This window comes from Thiothrix fructosivorans (genome assembly GCF_017349355.1).
Lineage (GTDB): Bacteria > Pseudomonadota > Gammaproteobacteria > Thiotrichales > Thiotrichaceae > Thiothrix > Thiothrix fructosivorans.
Genome location: NZ_JAFMPM010000008.1, coordinates 1,262,175 through 1,278,504, shown reverse-complemented (window position 1 = coordinate 1,278,504; position 16,330 = coordinate 1,262,175). Strand labels below are relative to the sequence as shown.

The following is a 16,330-nucleotide window of genomic DNA, read 5'->3' as shown; positions in this document are numbered from 1 at the left end:
ATTGATCATGACAACGGTTTAGTTAACGGTGGTGGCAGAACGGCTGTTGGGTTCTGTGCCAAACTGCTTGCTCCTGACAAACGCCTTGCCTTCTTCCAATTGTTGTTTGAAGAATGCCTGCCAATGCTTGCCGTCAAAGTCCTGTAACGTACCACCCGCCTCAAAATGACGGATGAACACTTGTCCGGTCGCATAAAGGGTTGCACCTGCCAGCACCGTCATACTGAGACCACCACCCACTGTACCAATACCGGGAATGAGTTTAGCGAAGCTGCTCAACCCCAACACGGTAAGCACAGGCAGAGAACCACTGACCAATGCCGACACCATGCCTTTGCCAATCTGCTCATCAAAATCCACCGCATAATGCCTGCATAAACTACGTAATAGGTTAAGCTGCACACCACTCAACGCCATAATGTCAAACAAGGGGGCTGGTAACAAACCCAGCGCCATACCCGAAACCATGTGCGTTTTCACCGTATTTTGCGCACTAATATGTTTACCTTGCAGTGAAGCGGCGGCTAGCTTGATTTCCACTTCCTGAAGTTTAGTGGTCAAGTCGTCAATCAATTGAGCGTGTTCAGCGGCAGTACGCATGTGCTGTTCCTGTGTCTTTAATTGGTTGGTCAGGTCGTTAACCAGATGCGTTTTAGACTGAAGTTGCTGGTGGACGACGCTCATGGCTGTTTCAGTTTCCTGAAGTTTGTTGGTGAGTTCACCAATCAAATGTGACTGACCGTTCCATTCCGCCAATTCCTGTTCCTTTTGCTGGATCATGGCGGTTAGTTCACCAATCAGTTGCGTTTGTTCCTTGACTTGCCGTGACAACGCGGTTTTATTTGACTGAACAGTACGATGTGTACTGATGTTGATACGATCCTCAGGCATTGGAAATCCCTCACATCTCAAGTGGCATTATTATGCTCATTAAATCATCGACAATACCTCAAGGAAACATAACGCAACATTTCTTAACATTTCTTTCTCAATGAAAGTGCTAAAGTTATGCGCAAATCCTTCAAAACCCATCTAATACCATGAAGAAGCTAAAACTGAAGTTCAAGTTCACATGTGAGTTCTGCAAAATCTGGCTACCCCTGATGGTAATACTGGTAATCGGGTTTTATGTGGCGTGGCAATTCGTGCCCACATCAGCCGCCAACACCTTGAAGATTGCCGTAGGCGGTACGAGCGGCGCGTATTACGATTACGCTAAACGTTATCAGCAAAATGTTCAAGCGGAAGGTCTCAGCCTTGAGATTGTTTCCGTGGCGGGTTCAGTCGAAGCCTTGCAAATAGTTAAAGAGGGGAAAGCAGATTTAGCCTTGGTGCAAGGCGGTGTTGCCCACAGCACCCTGCCGGATGCCGCCGAACAGGGTTTACACTCCATTGCCAGCCTGTTTTATGAACCTTTATGGGTATTCTACCGCAAAGAATTGGGTGACATCAGCCACCTGAATGCCTTGCGTGGCAAACGCTTGTCGATTGGCAAACAAGGTAGCGGCACGCAAGTCCTCGTCTCGCAATTGCTGACCGACAATGACATTACGAAGGATAACAGCAGCTTGCAACCCCTGCTCATGGATGAAGCTGAAACCAAACTGCTCGCCGGTGAAATAGATGCACTATTCATCATGACGCTTCCCAACGCAGCTATCGTCTCCAAACTCATCAGCTCACCTGACATCGCCTTGATGGATTTCCAGCGGCAAAGTATTACGTACACCAGTCATTACCCCTTTCTGAATGCTCTAACGTTGGGCGAAGGCATCATCGACCTGAAAAATAACTTGCCTGACCACAATGTAACGATGCTGACCACCGCTGCGACATTGGTAGCGGGCAAGGATATTCACCCTGAACATGTGCGCCTCTTCAGTCGAGAAGCCCACAAAATCCATAGCCAACAAGGTCTCCTGGAAAAGCCCCGCGAGTTCCCTTCTATTGACCATCTGGAAATCCCCATCCATCCGACTGCCGAACAATACCTCCAGCAAGGTCCGTCTTGGCTGGAAAAAATCTTCCCCTTCTGGCTTGCATCGCGGCTAGATCAACTCAAAATCATGCTGATTCCGTTGCTTACCCTACTGATCCCACTCAGTAAAGGTATTATGCCCTTGTACCAATGGCGTATCCGGTCACGCATTTACCCTTGGTATAAAACCCTGAGCCAGCTCGACCGCAAACTGGACAGCCTTGATTTACCCGCCACCGAACAGGAAATTGCCCGCCTACACAACTTACATGGCGAACTGGCGAATACGGTTTCCGTACCACTGGCACACATGCCGGAGTTTTATCAACTGCGTACCCATGCCGACCATATACTGATGCGGCTGAAAGAACGACACATCCTTTTGCTGGGTGACACGGTGGCAACTGTTCCGGTGATTGCACAACCAGAACCCGTGCTAGTTCCGCCTAAAGAACCGGTAATGGAACAAGTAAACAGCATTCTAGAAACAACCCATACCGCCGAATCACCGCCAGAGGCAATACCTACCCTCTCCGATTTGGCAGCTATCCATACCGAACGCCGCCAACACGCACAGCGGATTGTCAGAAAACACCTGTTGGCAGGTGCTGCGATGAGTGCCATCCCCATCCCCCTGCTGGATGTGGCAGCCTTAACCAGCACCCAGTTGCACTTGCTGGACAAACTCAGCCAGCACTATGCCGTCGGTTTCGATAAAAAGCTGGCGAAAGCCAAACTATTCTCCCTACTCAGCAGTACCCTGCCTACGACCACTATCATCGGCTTAAGCAGCCTGACCAAACTAATACCCGGCATTGGGACGCTCAGCGGTGGAGCCAGCTTATCCGCCCTGTCAGGTGCAGTCATTTACGCCACGGGCAACATCTTTATCCGCCATTTCGAGGCAGGCGGCACGCTAGAAAACTTCGATACTAAGCAACAAACCAACGCCTTCCGCACGGATTTACAAACACACTATGAATAAGCAACAACGGGCGCAACAAGCCGAACAACTTATTAAAGATTATGCGTTTGGCTCAAGCCTGACCGGATTCATCCCCATCCCCCTACTGGATACTTTAGGACTGATCGGGGTACAACGGGTCATGCTGATGCGACTCTCCAAACTGTACAGTGTGCCGTTTTCCAAAAATCTGGCGAAAGCATGGATCGCCACCCTCATGACGGGCCTGGCACCCAAAGCAGCCACGCCACTGGTCGGCAGTTTTCTCAAACTGATTCCGGGGATCGGCACATTAGCGGGGGGAGCAACCACCGCAGCATTAGGCGGGGCATCCACTTATGCGGTAGGCAGGGTATTCCAACAACATTTTGAACAAGGCGGAACACTGGAAAACTTTGACCCAGACAAAGCCAAAGGTACATTCGTTGCCGAGTTGAACCAAGGCGTTCGACAGCAAACAACACTCAAGAACAAGCTGACGGGAACTTCACGTTGAAGCCCCAGCAGCAGACGCTTAAGACTTGGTAGCCTCTTCCATTTTGTCCACAACGACCGTGCCTTCAACTGTTTGCGCAGTAGCAGCAGCCTCAACACTGGCTTCTGCTGGCTCTTCCGGTTTCTTTTTCATGGAATCCATGAAAGAAACGGCAGCCTCTTTCAGTTTCTTGCTGGTGTCCTGCACCCATTGCTTAGCTGGTTCATCTTTATAGACATACGTGCTGGTAGCACCAACCGCCGCGCCCACTACAAAAGCTACTGGAAACATAAGTATTCTCCTTGATTTTAAAGATTGTGAGTATAACGGTTAAAATGTACCCGTAATGTTAAGAAATGTTAAGTGCCACTTTTCAGCATTGACAGTTTTACCCTTAACCAATAGGCTGAAAAATAAACCTATACCATTACCAATCTCAACCCCGAACCGAGTTCCAACATGAAAAACAACAAGACACTGCGCGTTGCTGTCTTTGGCAGTACGACAATGGGTACTGCCTTATCCCACCTGATTGCCTCGGCTGGACATACTTGTACCTTGTTAACACAAGACGCAACCGTGCAGGAAAGCATCAATACCCAGCATTGCCACCCGACCTATTTCAAGGGTGCGCCGATCCATCCTGCTGTGCGTGCGTCGATGAATATTGCAGATGAAATCCCTAAAGCAGATCTAGTTGTGATGGCAGTCCCTTCCCATGCGATGCGGGCAGCCGCACAACAGCTTGGTGCGCTGATACATCCTGCTCAATCGGTTTTATCTTCGACCAAAGGCTTTGAACCGACTAATACCAAGCTGATGACGCATGTTTTGCGCGAAGAGTGCCAAACAGAACATCTGGGAACAATTTCAGGCCCCAACATGCAAGCCTATATGGTCAAAGGCTTGCCCACGACTTTGGTGATTGCCTCGGATTCAGCCCAAATGCGTCAGCATGGCTGGCAAGCATTTACCTCGCCAACCATTAACGTCAATACCGTAGCCGATCTGGCATCCTATGAATATCTCAGTGGCTTGAAAAATATCGTCGGCATGGAAGTCGGTATGGTGCAAGGCTTAGGTTTAGGCACGAATTTCCAAGGGTTAGTTGCCGCAGAAGGCATGAAAGAACTCGACCAGCTCCTAACCAAAATGGGGCTAGACAGCAAACCGTTGTATGGGGTTGCAGGCATCGCCGACATTTTTCTGGTATGCACCAGCGAGTTTGCCCTCAACTACCAAATCGCTGTGCAAATGGGTCAAGGAATGACACTGGAAGAGGCATTAGCCCCGATCAAGGCGCGTGGCGAAATGGCTGAAGGGGTGGAGTCACTGCGTGTCGGGCTAGAACTGGCAAACCAGTATGAGCAACCCATGCCATTGCTGGAAGCTGCCCATGCGCTCGCCTTCAGTACCCGCCCTGTCAGCAAAGAAGAATTCATCGAAGCAGCCTTCAAACGCAACACTGCCGGGCATTAACCCGGCAGCCGCAACATGCGTTTACAGTCTTGTTTACAGCGCGAAACGCGCTGCTTCAAACATCCAACTGGAGCTTGCCTCCAGCTTGGTCAGACGTGGAATCTGTTCACGATTGGCAAACGCCAGTTTGAACGCCTGCACCACATGCTCAATGTGCGCAGGCAAGTAACGCCGCGCAGGCACAGTCAGACGCATCAGTTCCTGTCCACGCGCCTGTTGCCCATCTGATAAACGCGGTCCTTTGGTCACACGCACGCCAGAAATGAGGTAGATGTAAGCCGCCAGCGATTCACCCAGATTCACGCCGTCGCCCGTGCCGAAAAAGCTTTTCACATCCACGAATGCTGCATGTGCGCCGGAGGGATGCACCAGCGGAATGCCCGCTGCTTGCAGACCTTGCCACAACTGCTGCACACCCGCCGCACGGTCATGCAAATGCCCATCACGCTGCCAACCTTCGCGGAAGCCCGCCGCTATCTCGCGAATCGTGCGGTTGGAAACGCATTCCAGCATAGACACCGTGCGCAACCGATGGTAAAGCACCTCATCCCGCAAGCCAACCAAACCACCTTCCAACACGCCAAAATCTTTAGCAGCACTCGCCCACAAGCCGGAAGAAGCATTGCATAAATCACCGACAATCTCCGTAACACGACGCGCTTGCTGACCGGATTCGCGCTGCTGGATCAGGTAAGCATTTTCCAGTATGCGTGAAGCATCCAGATACAGCGGCACATCGTGCTGTTGGCACAAAGCGTAAGCGGCTTGAAGGTTGGCTAGGGAAATCGGGTGTCCGCCACTGCCATTGACAGCCGTTTCAACCAATACACAAGCCACTGGAGTTGCTTGCCCCAGCGTATCCGCCAGCTTGTCCAAGTCGACCTCGCCCTTGAACGGATACGGGTCATCCAGCGCATAGGTGCGTTCGTTAATCACATCCACCAGTTCTGCGCCCAGCGTCCTGACGTAATAGCGGGTGGTCGGGAACAGCATATTGCCGCACACTTTCACACCCGGTTTCAGGATAGCCCGTAACAAGGCGGCTTCCGATTGCCTGCCACTGTTGAACGCCACTACGTGCGGATAACCCGTCAGTTCAGTCACGCCTGCCAGCAGCGCACCGTACTCCGGGTCTGCCGCTCCCAGTGATTCCAGCGAAGTTGATGAAGGAGCATCGCCTACGACTGCCGCCAGTTGTTCGATTCCGACAGCACCCATACCGCCGTCGCTTTGCAAGTCGACATAGATCACGTCCGCTGGCAGGTTGCCAGTATTGTAACAACACGCTGCCAGCGCCGCCGCCCGCTCTTCACGCGAGGTGGCACGCAACATCCGCACCGCTGCGATGTCGTAATGGATAGGAAAATCGAGCGCAAGCCCGTCGTTCATTGTAGTACTCATACAACCTCGTAAATCTGCTGAATGTCGGTTTGATAGAACTGGTCAACCAGATCGCGGCGCACGCGGGTCTTACTGATACCGCCCACCTGTGAACGGACGGTTGGCAGGAACGGGGTTTGCAGCAGAACAATCTTGTGGATGCATTCGTAAGGTTCTAGCCCGTCATTGATCCGTGCAATGCTACGCATCAATACCTGATGCAACTCACCACCTTCAGCATAATCGGCCTCGGTGAGTTCCCGACCCAGTTCCTGCACAGCCTTGCTGACATCCGGCACAATCAGCGCAGCAATGAATGGACGACGATCGCCCAACAACACGGCTTCTGCTACCAATGGCAACTCTTCCAGAATGCCTTCAATGCGGGTTGGGTAGATATTAGAACCTTCGGATGTATTGAAAATGTCCTTCTTGCGCCCAGCAATATGCAGACCTTCTGGTTTGAAAACCACGAAATCGCCGGTTTTGCACCAACCGTCCGCATCAATCATCTCATGGGTAGCGGCTTCATTCTGGTAGTACCCCAATGAAATACCAGGGCCGCGTACCAGTAACTCACCGTCGTCTTCAAAGCGCAATTCGATGCCCGGCACAGGCATCCCGGTCATTCCCGGTACACCCGATGGGCTGCCTTCTGACACAATGCCAGTTTCGGTAACGCCGTAGAACTCCCACAGTTCCAGCCCGATTTCGGTACAGCGTTTGAACAAGGCAGGCGGTGTCTGCGAACCCGAAGAATGGATTTGTAGCAAACGCCCGCCGAATGCCGCTTGCATACGCTGGTGCAGGCTTGCCATTTCTGGGCTGCCGCGCCGTTTGCCTGCGGCATATTGGGCTTCCCATTCCTGTAACCATTCAGGGTGCTGTTCATCAAATTCCGCCACCAGCCGCTTGATCACCCGTGGTACGACCCAAATGATGGTCGGAGCCATTGCCGCTAAATGCGCCAGACTGATTTCTGGCTCAGGGCGTTCAGTAAGACCGATAGAATAGCCTTGCGCCAGTGCGCGATAGAACAGCCCCTGCCCCATGCCGTGGTTCAGGCTGAGGATAATGCCAGCCATTTGCTCTGGTTGCGCGGGTACTAGTTGACCGTTGACATCGCAAGGGCCGTGGTTAACCGTGGTAATGAGGTGATTTTTGTACACGCCTTTGGGGTCGCCTGTAGAACCGGAGGTGTAAGAAATCAGGCAAGGCGTTTTCTCATTAATCTCGCTCAGCAATTGCTGCATCTGCGCATCGGTAGGTTTCTGGTACAGATCCGCCAGCCCCAACACACCGGGCTGTGAGCCATTCAGGCAAAACAGCGGGGCGGAGGTCACACCTTTTTCCCGCATCGCAATAACACGCGACATTTGCACCGCATCCACCAACAGGGCTTGTGGCTCTGCCATTTTGATAATACGTTCAATCATATTGTCGGAACTGGAAGGCAGTATCGGCACACTGATCATGCCCGCCGCGTAAATGCCGAGTTGCACTTTCGCCCAATCTGCTGAGTTTTCGCATAACATCGCCACACGCTGACCCGGTTTGATATCAAGTGCACGCAACCCTAAAGCAATCCCGAAAGCGGCATCGGCATACTCTGCCCAAGATAAAACAGGTTTACCATCGACATAAATACAGGGTGTTGTTGTCAAATCCTTGGAACGCTGATACAGGATGTGTGGCAGGGTGTGCATCACGGCACAACTGGGTTTTCCATAGTGAAAAACACTGTATTTCATCGTATTAACCTCTGTTTTACTGATAGGGGTCTGGATAGGGATTGGGGTATTGAGCGGTCGAGTATAGAAAAAAAATTCATCACCACCCATACTGCTTAACATTTCTTAACAATTCTGTGGCAAACAACCCCATGCAACACTTCCAGACAGGCCTATGGCTAGCCATTGTCAGTACCGCTTTGTTTTCGTTCAAAGCCATTTTTATCAAACTGGCTTACACACAAGGTGTGGACACTGTGACCTTACTGAGCTTGCGCATGTTGGTGTCCTTACCCTTTTACCTAAGCGCGTTGATATGGGCATTGCGCCAGACCAGCTTAACCCTGCCGTCAGGGCGTGAACTTGCCAGTATCATGGGACTGGGGTTTATCGGGTATTACCTTGCATCGTGGATGGACATGCAAAGTCTGAACTATATTTCAGCGCAACTGGCACGTCTGACGCTCTACACCTATCCAATCATGACAACGCTGTTGGGGTGGTTGCTCCTGCGTGAAGCCGTGACACCGCGTATTATCATGGCGTTGGTGTTGACGTACTGCGGTGTATTGCTGCTGTATGCTTATGAGGCAAACCAACTCGGCGGTAGCCAAGTCAATGTGGGGATAACCTTAGTCGCTGGGGCTGCATTGGTGTTTGCATTCTATGTAGTACTAAGCAAACGCTTGATTGGCAAATTTGGCAGCGCGTTATTTACCAGCCTTGTCATGTTGACATCTACGGTGTGCATCACCGTACATTTTGCCTTCACTCACGCATTCAGTGATTTGCTCGTCAGCCCTACTGCATGGTTTTACGCAGTTTTATTAGGCATTGTCAGCACCGTGATACCCAGTTTTATGCTAAGTGAAGCGATTCATCGCATCGGTGCAGGACGCACCAGCATTGTCGGAACATTCGGCCCAGTAATCACCGTTTTGCTGTCCGTCATGTTACTGGATGAGGCTTTTGGCTGGCAGCATCTCGCCGGAATGCTACTGGTCATCTCCGGCGTGAGTTTGCTCGGCAAAAAAACCTAGCGGATTATGCCGCAGCAAGTGGCGCTGGTTGCGTGAGCTTTTTCTTAGCGTAATAGACCCCAGCTCCGACAATACCCGCCGTGGCAATCGGTATCAACGCCAACATCACACCCCCCGTGACCGCGCTACCACCCAGCATTCCGCCGATAGCCGCCAATTTGGTCATGACCGCTGCCGTCCTGAAGCCATTGCTAACGGTGATGGCTGCGGTTGCACCCACACCAACCAATGCACCGATATTGGTGGCTTTACGTGCCGCTTCGCGGGCTTGAGCTTCTTCAGGCTCAAGCGTTATTTCGTCTTTGAAAGCGTAGTGGTTAATGGCTTTTGCGCCCAAATAGGCAGGTGCGCCAGCCATGACCACCGGGCCTGCGGCTGCCGAACCACCGACAAAACTACCTGCCGACATAATTGCACAACCGCCGGTAGCGCAAGCACCGGCAATGCCTGCGGCAATACCACCCGCACTCACTACAGCACCCGATGCAGCCGCAACCTCTCCCACCTTGAGTTTATTTTCAGCAACGGATGTCTCAGCAAGTTCGCTTTCTGCTTTAGTCACTTCATTGTTCATCGCCATACTCTCATGTGTTGATGGATAAAAAGTAGAAGGTCAAAAAATACAAGCCATGGGTGTTGTCTACAATATTCCTTGGTCAAGGTAAGGTTCGCGCAGTTGCGTTTGCAACACCTCAATGCAGCGGCTGTTTTGTGCTTCCGTACCAACGGTAATACGCAAGTGCTGCGGCAAACCATAACCCCCAATCGGGCGCACAATCACACCTTCGCGCAGCATGGCGTGGTACAAGGGCATGGCGGGGCGTTTACAATCAATCGTAATGAAGTTTCCCACGCTGGGGATGTATTCCCAACCATTGTTAACACAAGCCGCAAACCATTGCTGCAAGCCAATGCTGTTCGTGGTGACACTGTGTTGCAGGAAGTCATCATCCGCCAGTGCTGCTTGTGCCGCCGCCAATGCCAGCGAATTCACACAAAACGGCAAGTGCATCCGGTTGAGTATGTCCGCCACTTCCGGGCTTGAAACCGCGTAGCCAACCCGTAATCCTGCCAGCCCGTAAATTTTGGAGAACGTGCGCGTCACAATCAGATTCGGGAATTCATCCAACCATGTCAGCGCATTGGGGAAATCCGCATCCTGTACGTATTCGGTATAGGCTTCGTCGATCACCACAATCACTTCCGGCGGGACTTGTTGCAGGAAAGCGTGTAGCTCCGCCTTTTCCAGCCATGTTCCGGTGGGGTTGTTCGGATTGGCGATAAAGACCACATGCGTTTTGGCATCTATCCGTGCCAGCAAGTTCGCCAGATTGTGACCGTAAGGCATGGTCGGGTGATCGGCTGGATTGGCTTTGGCAACCTGCAATGCCGCCCCGACCATCTTGGTGACAAGTGGATACGCAGCGAAAGCGTATTGCGAAAATACCGCTGCCCGATTGTGGTCGAGAAAAGCGCGGGCAATGGTGTCTAGCACTTGGTTAGAACCATTGCCCAAGGTAATTTGGTTGCGTTGCAGACCAAACTTGTCGGCAATTGCCTGTTTGAGGCTATAACCGCTGTCATCGGGATAAAGTTCCAACGTTTGCAAGGGGTTGGCGAGTGCTGCTTGTGCCTTGGGGCTAGTACCCAGCGGGTTTTCGTTGGAGGCCAGTTTGAGGATATTGGTTATGCCCAGTTCGCGCTCCACTTCTTCGATAGGCTTGCCGGGTTGGTAGGGTTGCAGTGTTTGCACGCTGCTAACAGCACGCTGCATAAAATTAATCGGTTGCATGGTTGGCCTTGTCATGGGAAGTCAGGCGAGTATTCAATCACAAGCTGTGATCACTGTCCCATGCTGCTTAACATTTCTTAACAATAAACCGCTTTCCTTGGCACATTGCAATGCTTAAGCTTTATCCACAATTACCCAACCGGACGATGGATTGCTGTATGTCAACGCCCCAACCCCAGCTTACCCCTGCTGCTTACCGTTTCATTAATTTGGTAGACAAGGATGCCCCCGATACCTTCGCCAGCGACATTGGCACGGGTTTGGCTGCTAGCCCCAAATACATCCAACACAAGTATGCGTATGATGCGGCTGGCTCTGACCTGTTTGAGCGCATTACCCAAGACAAAAACTACTACCCCGCCCATGCCGAAACCGAAATTCTCACCCGCTTTTCCCCCGCTATCGCGGCAATACTGGCAGACAACACCGCCTTGATTGAACTGGGCAGTGGTAGCTCTGTCAAAACCCGCCATTTGCTGGAAGCCATGCAGCAACATCAAGGCAAAACGCTGTTCTGCCCCATCGACATTTCCGGGGATTTCCTGCAAGCCAATGTCAAACGCTTGAGTGCGGATTATCCCGATCTCGCTATTCTGGGTGTGATTGCTGATTACTACGTAGGGTTAGCGGCTTTGGCTGACGAAATCCGCCAACCTAAACTGTTGCTGTGGTTGGGTTCAGACATTGGTCATGCTGACCCTGCCAGTGCGGCGCAGTTGTTACGGGAAAAAATGCTGACCGCCCTCAAGCCCGGCGACAAACTCTTGCTGGGCATTGACCTGAAGAAAGATACCGACATTCTGCACCGTGCTTACTGTTGCGGTGAATATGATGACCCCTTGCGCTATCAATTCAACTGCAACGCCCTGCGCCGTATTAATCAACAACTGGGCGGCAATTTTGTTACGGATCATTTCCAACGTCACTGTTTCTACAATGACGTTGCCGGACGGGTGGAAATTTACCTGAAAAGTCTGCTAGATCAGCAAGTCACGCTGGAAGCGATAGAACAAACCTTCGATTTCCAAGCGGAAGAACTTATCCGTCTCCATTTTGCCCACAAATATGATCAAGATGACATTCTGCAACTTGGCAAAGCCACAGGGTTAACGCTGCAACAGCAATGGTTTGATAGTAAAGCCCTCTACAGCCTCAACCTGTTTACGGTGGAAACGAAGTAATGCTGGAGATGTTGCTGGTGATGGGCGGCGGTACGTTGGCAGGCAAAAAACTAGCCAAAAAACTGCTTTCCCGTGAAACAACCGTAGGCAAACTTAAGCGGCTCGATCCTCGCATACCACAGCCACCCAAACTGTGGCAGCGGGTTGATGCCAGTTACCAGCACTTGTTTCAGACTAAAATAGACACGCTGTTCGGAACAGAACAACGCAGCCAACAAATGCAGGAGTTTTCTGGTCAATACAACGACAAAGAAGCTGACATTAACCGACGCATTGGTATGTCTCTTGTCACGACCAAACTTGCCCTGCTAGGCGCACTGGTTTACCAACCCCTTTCGTGGGTGAGTGCCGCAGGTTTGCTATTCATCATGGGACCACTGTTCAAACGTAGCCTGCACACCATGTTGCGTGAACGGCGCATTAAATACCGTTTTGTAGGTGCTTTGTCGGTGTTGAGCAGCTTAGCGGCGGGCTATTACGTCGTTAGCAGTCTGCTGTCTGTCGTCGTATTTTCCGCCTTCAAACTCGCTGCCCGCACCGAAGCCTATTCCCAAGCGTCACTGATGAACACGTTTGCCTTACAACCCCCAGCTACTGTGTGGGTACAAGTAGCTGGGGTGGAAACTGAAATCAGTTTCGCCGATGTACAGATTGGGGACATCATCGTCCTGTCTGCTGGACAAACAGTCCCGGTTGATGGGCATATCACCGAAGGCGCAGCAACCATTGACCAACATGTACTGACAGGCGAAGCCCAGCCGGTGGAAAAAACGCTGGATGACCCCGTTCTCGCCAATACACTGGTGTTGACGGGTAAAATCTACGTGCGAGTCGAACAAACCGGCAATGATACGGCAGCCGCACAAATCGGTAACATTTTGGGCAACATGACATCGCAACGGCTGGAACACGAAGCCCGTAGCGAACGTCTAGCTGACAAGTTGACATTTCCTGTCTTGGCTGCCAGCGGTTTGGCGATGGTAACGATTGGCCCAGCCGGAGCAGCCGCCATCATGAACAGCGGCTTTGGCTCTATCATGTTTTTCTCAGGCCCGGTGAGTATGCTCAGTCACCTGAACCTAGCTTCCCACCACGGCATTCTGGTCAAGGACGGGCGTTCACTCGAAAAGCTGCACGAGGTGGATACCGTCGTCTTCGACAAAACCGGCACGCTCACGCTGGAACAACCCGAGGTCAGCCATATCCATTGCTGCGCTGACTGGCAGGAAACCGACATACTCACGTTTGCGGCACTCGCCGAATACCGCCAAAGCCACCCAGTTGCCAAAGCCATTCTTACTGCTGCCGAACAACATGGACTGGAACTCACTGTGCCGGATGACGCTGCTTACACCGTCGGCTTTGGGGTACAAGTCAACCATCAGGGCAAGACGATTCAGGTCGGTAGCCAGCGTTTCATGCAGCAAGCCGAGGTTGCCATCCCCCCCATGATGGAAACAGTCAAAGCGACTTGTCAGGAAAGCGGCAACTCGCTGATTTTCGTCGCAGTCAATGGGCAACTGGCCGGCGCACTCGAATTACAGGCGCAACTACGCCCTGATACCGTAAACATGGTGCGCAAACTGCACCAACGCGGCTTGAAACTGTGCATCCTTTCCGGCGACCACCGTCAACCTACCGAGCATTTGGCAAAACGGCTGGGCATTGACGATGTGTTTGCCGAAGTCCTCCCCGAAGGCAAAGCCGACAAGATCCGCGAATTACAGGAAGCCGGACGTACTGTCTGTTTCGTGGGTGATGGCATCAATGACGCGATTGCGCTGCAACAAGCCGATGTATCGGTATCGTTGCGTGGGGCAACGTCCGTGGCTACCGATAGTGCGCAGATCGTGCTGATGACCCAATCTTTGCAACAACTGGATCAGTTATTCGAAATTGCGTATGGCTTCAATAAAAACCTCGACCAGACCATGCGCATGGCTTACATCCCCGGCACGGTACTGATCGGCGGGGTCTTCCTGCTGCACTTTGGCATGACCGCAGCCCTTGTGCTGTATGGCGGCGGGGTAACAGCAGCAATGAGCAAAGCCCTGTCACCGTTACGTCAATTATCTAAAACCAACACCAAACCATCACTTATCCACCGGGTAACGCGCCAATAGAGGTAACACCATGAGCAAGATTCTTGATTACGAGGCTTACCAACGTACCAATAAAGCCCGCAAAGCCGATACCCCCAACGAGGCGGTTGCCATCCTGCATTGGTTGCGCCAGCAAGGGGTTATCCAACAGCCTTACTATTTGCACATTCACGCAGGTAGGGCAGAAATTGGCTGGCAGGCCAAGACACAGATTGCCCTACTCGACGGAGAAAGTGATAGTGATTGGGTCACAGCCCTCAAACAACTCGGTGATCAAGCGGAAGCCTTAAACAATAAAGCTTTCGGTTACGTCGGTTTTGATGCGTGGGATAGCAACCAAGGTTATGCACCCGACCGTAGCAGCACGTTCCCGCTGGTGCAATTCTTCATCCCCGAACACCGGCTGTGCATACAAGATGGGCAAGTCGAATACTTCGGTTCGGATACCCGTTTGCTAGATCTTGCTTTACAAGCCCCGCCTGCCCCGTTGCCTGTCTTGGATGCGGTTGCTCCAGATTGCGGCTATTGCGAACAACATTTCATGCAAGCCGTAGAAACCGCTACCGCAACCCTCAGCGGCAATCTGACCAAAGTGGTGCTGTCGCGCTATCTGGGCTTTGATGACGACGCCGATCTGCTGGATTTGTTTGCCGCCTATTGCTTGCATCAAAAGTATGCCGATGCGGTATTGATGGATTTCGGCAGCGTGGGTGCTGCGATTGCCTCCCCGGAATTACTGGTGCGTGTGGATGCGGGCAAAGTCGCCGCCAATCCTTTAGCGGGTACGAAAACCCGCAGCAATAATCCGGCAGAGAACCAACGTATAGCCCAAGCCTTGCTCAGTGACCGCAAGGAACTGGCCGAACATACCTTGGCGTTGGTGCAGATGATGGGTGAACTGCATCCACACTGTGCACCCGGCACACTGGCAGTCAATCGCCTGCTGGATGTCATTCAACAAAAAGACGTGATGCACCTGAGTTCAGAACTCAGCGGCGAACTCGCCGAAGACAAACATTGCGTTGATGCCATGCTGTCCCTATTCCCCAGCGCGATGGTTAGCGGCGTACCGAAAGCCGAATCTATCCAGCTCATCCGCGAACTGGAGCAATTTCCGCGTGGTTTGTTTGCGGGTACTGTCGGCTGGGTATCTGGACGTGATTGCCGTTTTGCCTTAACTATTCGAGGCATGTACAAATACGCTGACCGCCTGTTTGTGCAAGCCGGGGCGGGGGTGATGACAGAATCCATTCCGGCGCAGGAAAATGAGGAAATCCGTATGAAAATGTCCGCGATGCTGGCTACCTTGTCCGGCGCAGTTTCTCAGCAACCAGTACGCAAAGTGGGGTAAACATGAGCAATTCTCCACGGCTAGCGATCATTACTGGTGCAGGTAGCGGCATTGGCAAGGCCACTGCATTCTTGCTGGCGCAACACTTACAGACACTGGTGTTAATGGATACCGATGCCAGCACCCTCGCTGACCTGAAAACTCAACTGAACGCAGAACATAGCCTGTTACGGGTAGATACGTATTTGCTGGATGTCACGCAAGAAATGGCGGTCAACGCGGTATTCGGGCAAATTGCTGACAAATATGCGCGGCTCGACATTCTGATTAATGCGGTCGGCGGCGGCACAGCGGGCGGGCCACCGGGTGCAAAACTGGAAGACATGAGCTTGGCGCAATGGCAGACACTGCTCCATCTAAACCTAGATTCCATTTTCTTGTGTTGCCGTGCTGCTGTGCCGTTGATGAAACGCCATCAATATGGGCGTATTGTCAACTTCTCCTCGATTGCCAGTCATGGGCGGCGCGACAAGGTATCGGTCGCGTATGCCGCCTCCAAAGCTGGGGTGGATGGTTTCACCCGCAAACTGTCGCGGGAAGTTGCCCCGTATGGCATTACCTGCAATGCGGTTGCCCCCGGCATTACCCTGACTGAACGCATTGACGAAAAATTTTGGCAAGTGCGTTCTGATACTGAAAAGCACGAGGTGCTGGAGTCGATACCGGTGGGACGACTTTCCACCCCGGAAGAACAGGCGGCAGTGGCGGTGTTTTTGGCATCGGAAGCGGCGAGTTATCTGACAGGGCAGATTGTGGAAGTCAGCGGGGGGATTTAATAAGAGCCGCTAACCACTGCATCATAGCTGGACAACGCCTGTTCTATCAGGCAATGTCCCCTCCCTACGTGTCAAGGCCGCA

Annotated in this window: 14 protein-coding genes; 8 read left to right on the top strand and 6 right to left on the bottom strand. The window is 52.1% G+C overall.

Going from position 1 to position 16,330, the window contains the following annotated elements; all coding sequences use genetic code 11:
- Positions 1-18: 18 nt before the first annotated feature.
- On the bottom strand, positions 19-891 hold the full coding sequence (locus J1836_RS20315) for a YcjF family protein (protein ID WP_207252961.1): 873 nt from the start codon (positions 889-891) through the stop codon (positions 19-21).
- A 212-nt stretch (positions 892-1,103) separates the two neighbouring features.
- Here J1836_RS20315 and J1836_RS20310 point away from each other — a divergent pair, with 212 nt between their 5' ends.
- Together J1836_RS20310 and J1836_RS20305 are read left to right on the top strand one after the other, a co-directional pair.
- Positions 1,104-2,963, top strand: coding sequence for a TAXI family TRAP transporter solute-binding subunit (locus tag J1836_RS20310; RefSeq protein ID WP_207252960.1), 1,860 nt, complete (start codon positions 1,104-1,106; stop codon positions 2,961-2,963).
- Positions 2,956-3,438 carry a YcjF family protein gene (locus tag J1836_RS20305; RefSeq protein ID WP_207252959.1) on the top strand — a complete coding sequence of 161 codons (483 nt, stop codon included), beginning with the start codon at positions 2,956-2,958 and terminating at the stop codon, positions 3,436-3,438. Before J1836_RS20310 ends, J1836_RS20305 begins: the two co-directional genes overlap by 8 nt.
- A gap of 18 nt (positions 3,439-3,456) precedes the next feature.
- Here the strand turns inward: J1836_RS20305 and J1836_RS20300 are convergent, their stop codons facing one another.
- Positions 3,457-3,708: a hypothetical protein gene (locus tag J1836_RS20300; RefSeq protein ID WP_207252958.1), complete on the bottom strand. Its 252-nt coding sequence runs from the start codon at positions 3,706-3,708 to the stop codon at positions 3,457-3,459.
- A 168-nt stretch (positions 3,709-3,876) separates the two neighbouring features.
- Between J1836_RS20300 and J1836_RS20295 the strand changes: the two genes are divergently transcribed.
- The gene (locus J1836_RS20295) at positions 3,877-4,896 is read left to right on the top strand and encodes an NAD(P)H-dependent glycerol-3-phosphate dehydrogenase (RefSeq protein WP_207252957.1); all 1,020 of its coding nucleotides are present in this window, start codon (positions 3,877-3,879) and stop codon (positions 4,894-4,896) included.
- Between the two features lie 33 nt (positions 4,897-4,929).
- On the opposite strand, the gene J1836_RS20290 is transcribed toward J1836_RS20295, so the two are convergent.
- Positions 4,930-6,297 carry a beta-eliminating lyase-related protein gene (locus tag J1836_RS20290; protein ID WP_207252956.1) on the bottom strand — a complete coding sequence of 456 codons (1,368 nt, stop codon included), beginning with the start codon at positions 6,295-6,297 and terminating at the stop codon, positions 4,930-4,932.
- Positions 6,294-8,027, bottom strand: coding sequence for an AMP-binding protein (locus tag J1836_RS20285; protein ID WP_207252955.1), 1,734 nt, complete (start codon positions 8,025-8,027; stop codon positions 6,294-6,296). The genes J1836_RS20290 and J1836_RS20285 overlap by 4 nt, the downstream gene beginning before the upstream one ends.
- Before the next feature lie 131 nt (positions 8,028-8,158).
- Here J1836_RS20285 and J1836_RS20280 point away from each other — a divergent pair, with 131 nt between their 5' ends.
- Positions 8,159-9,046, top strand: coding sequence for a DMT family transporter (locus J1836_RS20280; protein ID WP_207252954.1), 888 nt, complete (start codon positions 8,159-8,161; stop codon positions 9,044-9,046).
- A gap of 4 nt (positions 9,047-9,050) precedes the next feature.
- Here the strand turns inward: J1836_RS20280 and J1836_RS20275 are convergent, their stop codons facing one another.
- Together J1836_RS20275 and hisC are read right to left on the bottom strand one after the other, a co-directional pair.
- Entirely contained in the window at positions 9,051-9,626 is a 576-nt protein-coding gene (locus tag J1836_RS20275) for a hypothetical protein (protein ID WP_207252953.1), read from the bottom strand.
- Positions 9,627-9,686: 60 nt separating this feature from the next.
- Positions 9,687-10,838, bottom strand: a complete 1,152-nt coding sequence (gene hisC / locus J1836_RS20270; protein WP_207252952.1) for a histidinol-phosphate transaminase — start codon at positions 10,836-10,838, stop codon at positions 9,687-9,689.
- A 158-nt stretch (positions 10,839-10,996) separates the two neighbouring features.
- Between hisC and J1836_RS20265 the strand changes: the two genes are divergently transcribed.
- The 4 genes from J1836_RS20265 to J1836_RS20250 are packed head-to-tail and all read left to right on the top strand — an operon-like array spanning position 10,997 to position 16,248.
- Complete coding sequence (locus tag J1836_RS20265; RefSeq protein WP_207252951.1) at positions 10,997-12,019, top strand: L-histidine N(alpha)-methyltransferase; 1,023 nt, start codon at positions 10,997-10,999, stop codon at positions 12,017-12,019.
- Complete coding sequence (locus J1836_RS20260; RefSeq protein WP_207252950.1) at positions 12,019-14,142, top strand: heavy metal translocating P-type ATPase; 2,124 nt, start codon at positions 12,019-12,021, stop codon at positions 14,140-14,142. Before J1836_RS20265 ends, J1836_RS20260 begins: the two co-directional genes overlap by 1 nt.
- 10 nt (positions 14,143-14,152) lie before the next feature.
- A complete protein-coding gene (locus J1836_RS20255) occupies positions 14,153-15,472 on the top strand; it encodes a chorismate-binding protein (RefSeq protein ID WP_207252949.1) in 1,320 nt (439 codons plus the stop codon).
- Positions 15,473-15,474: 2 nt separating this feature from the next.
- Positions 15,475-16,248, top strand: coding sequence for an SDR family NAD(P)-dependent oxidoreductase (locus tag J1836_RS20250; protein ID WP_207252948.1), 774 nt, complete (start codon positions 15,475-15,477; stop codon positions 16,246-16,248).
- Positions 16,249-16,330: the final 82 nt, after the last annotated feature.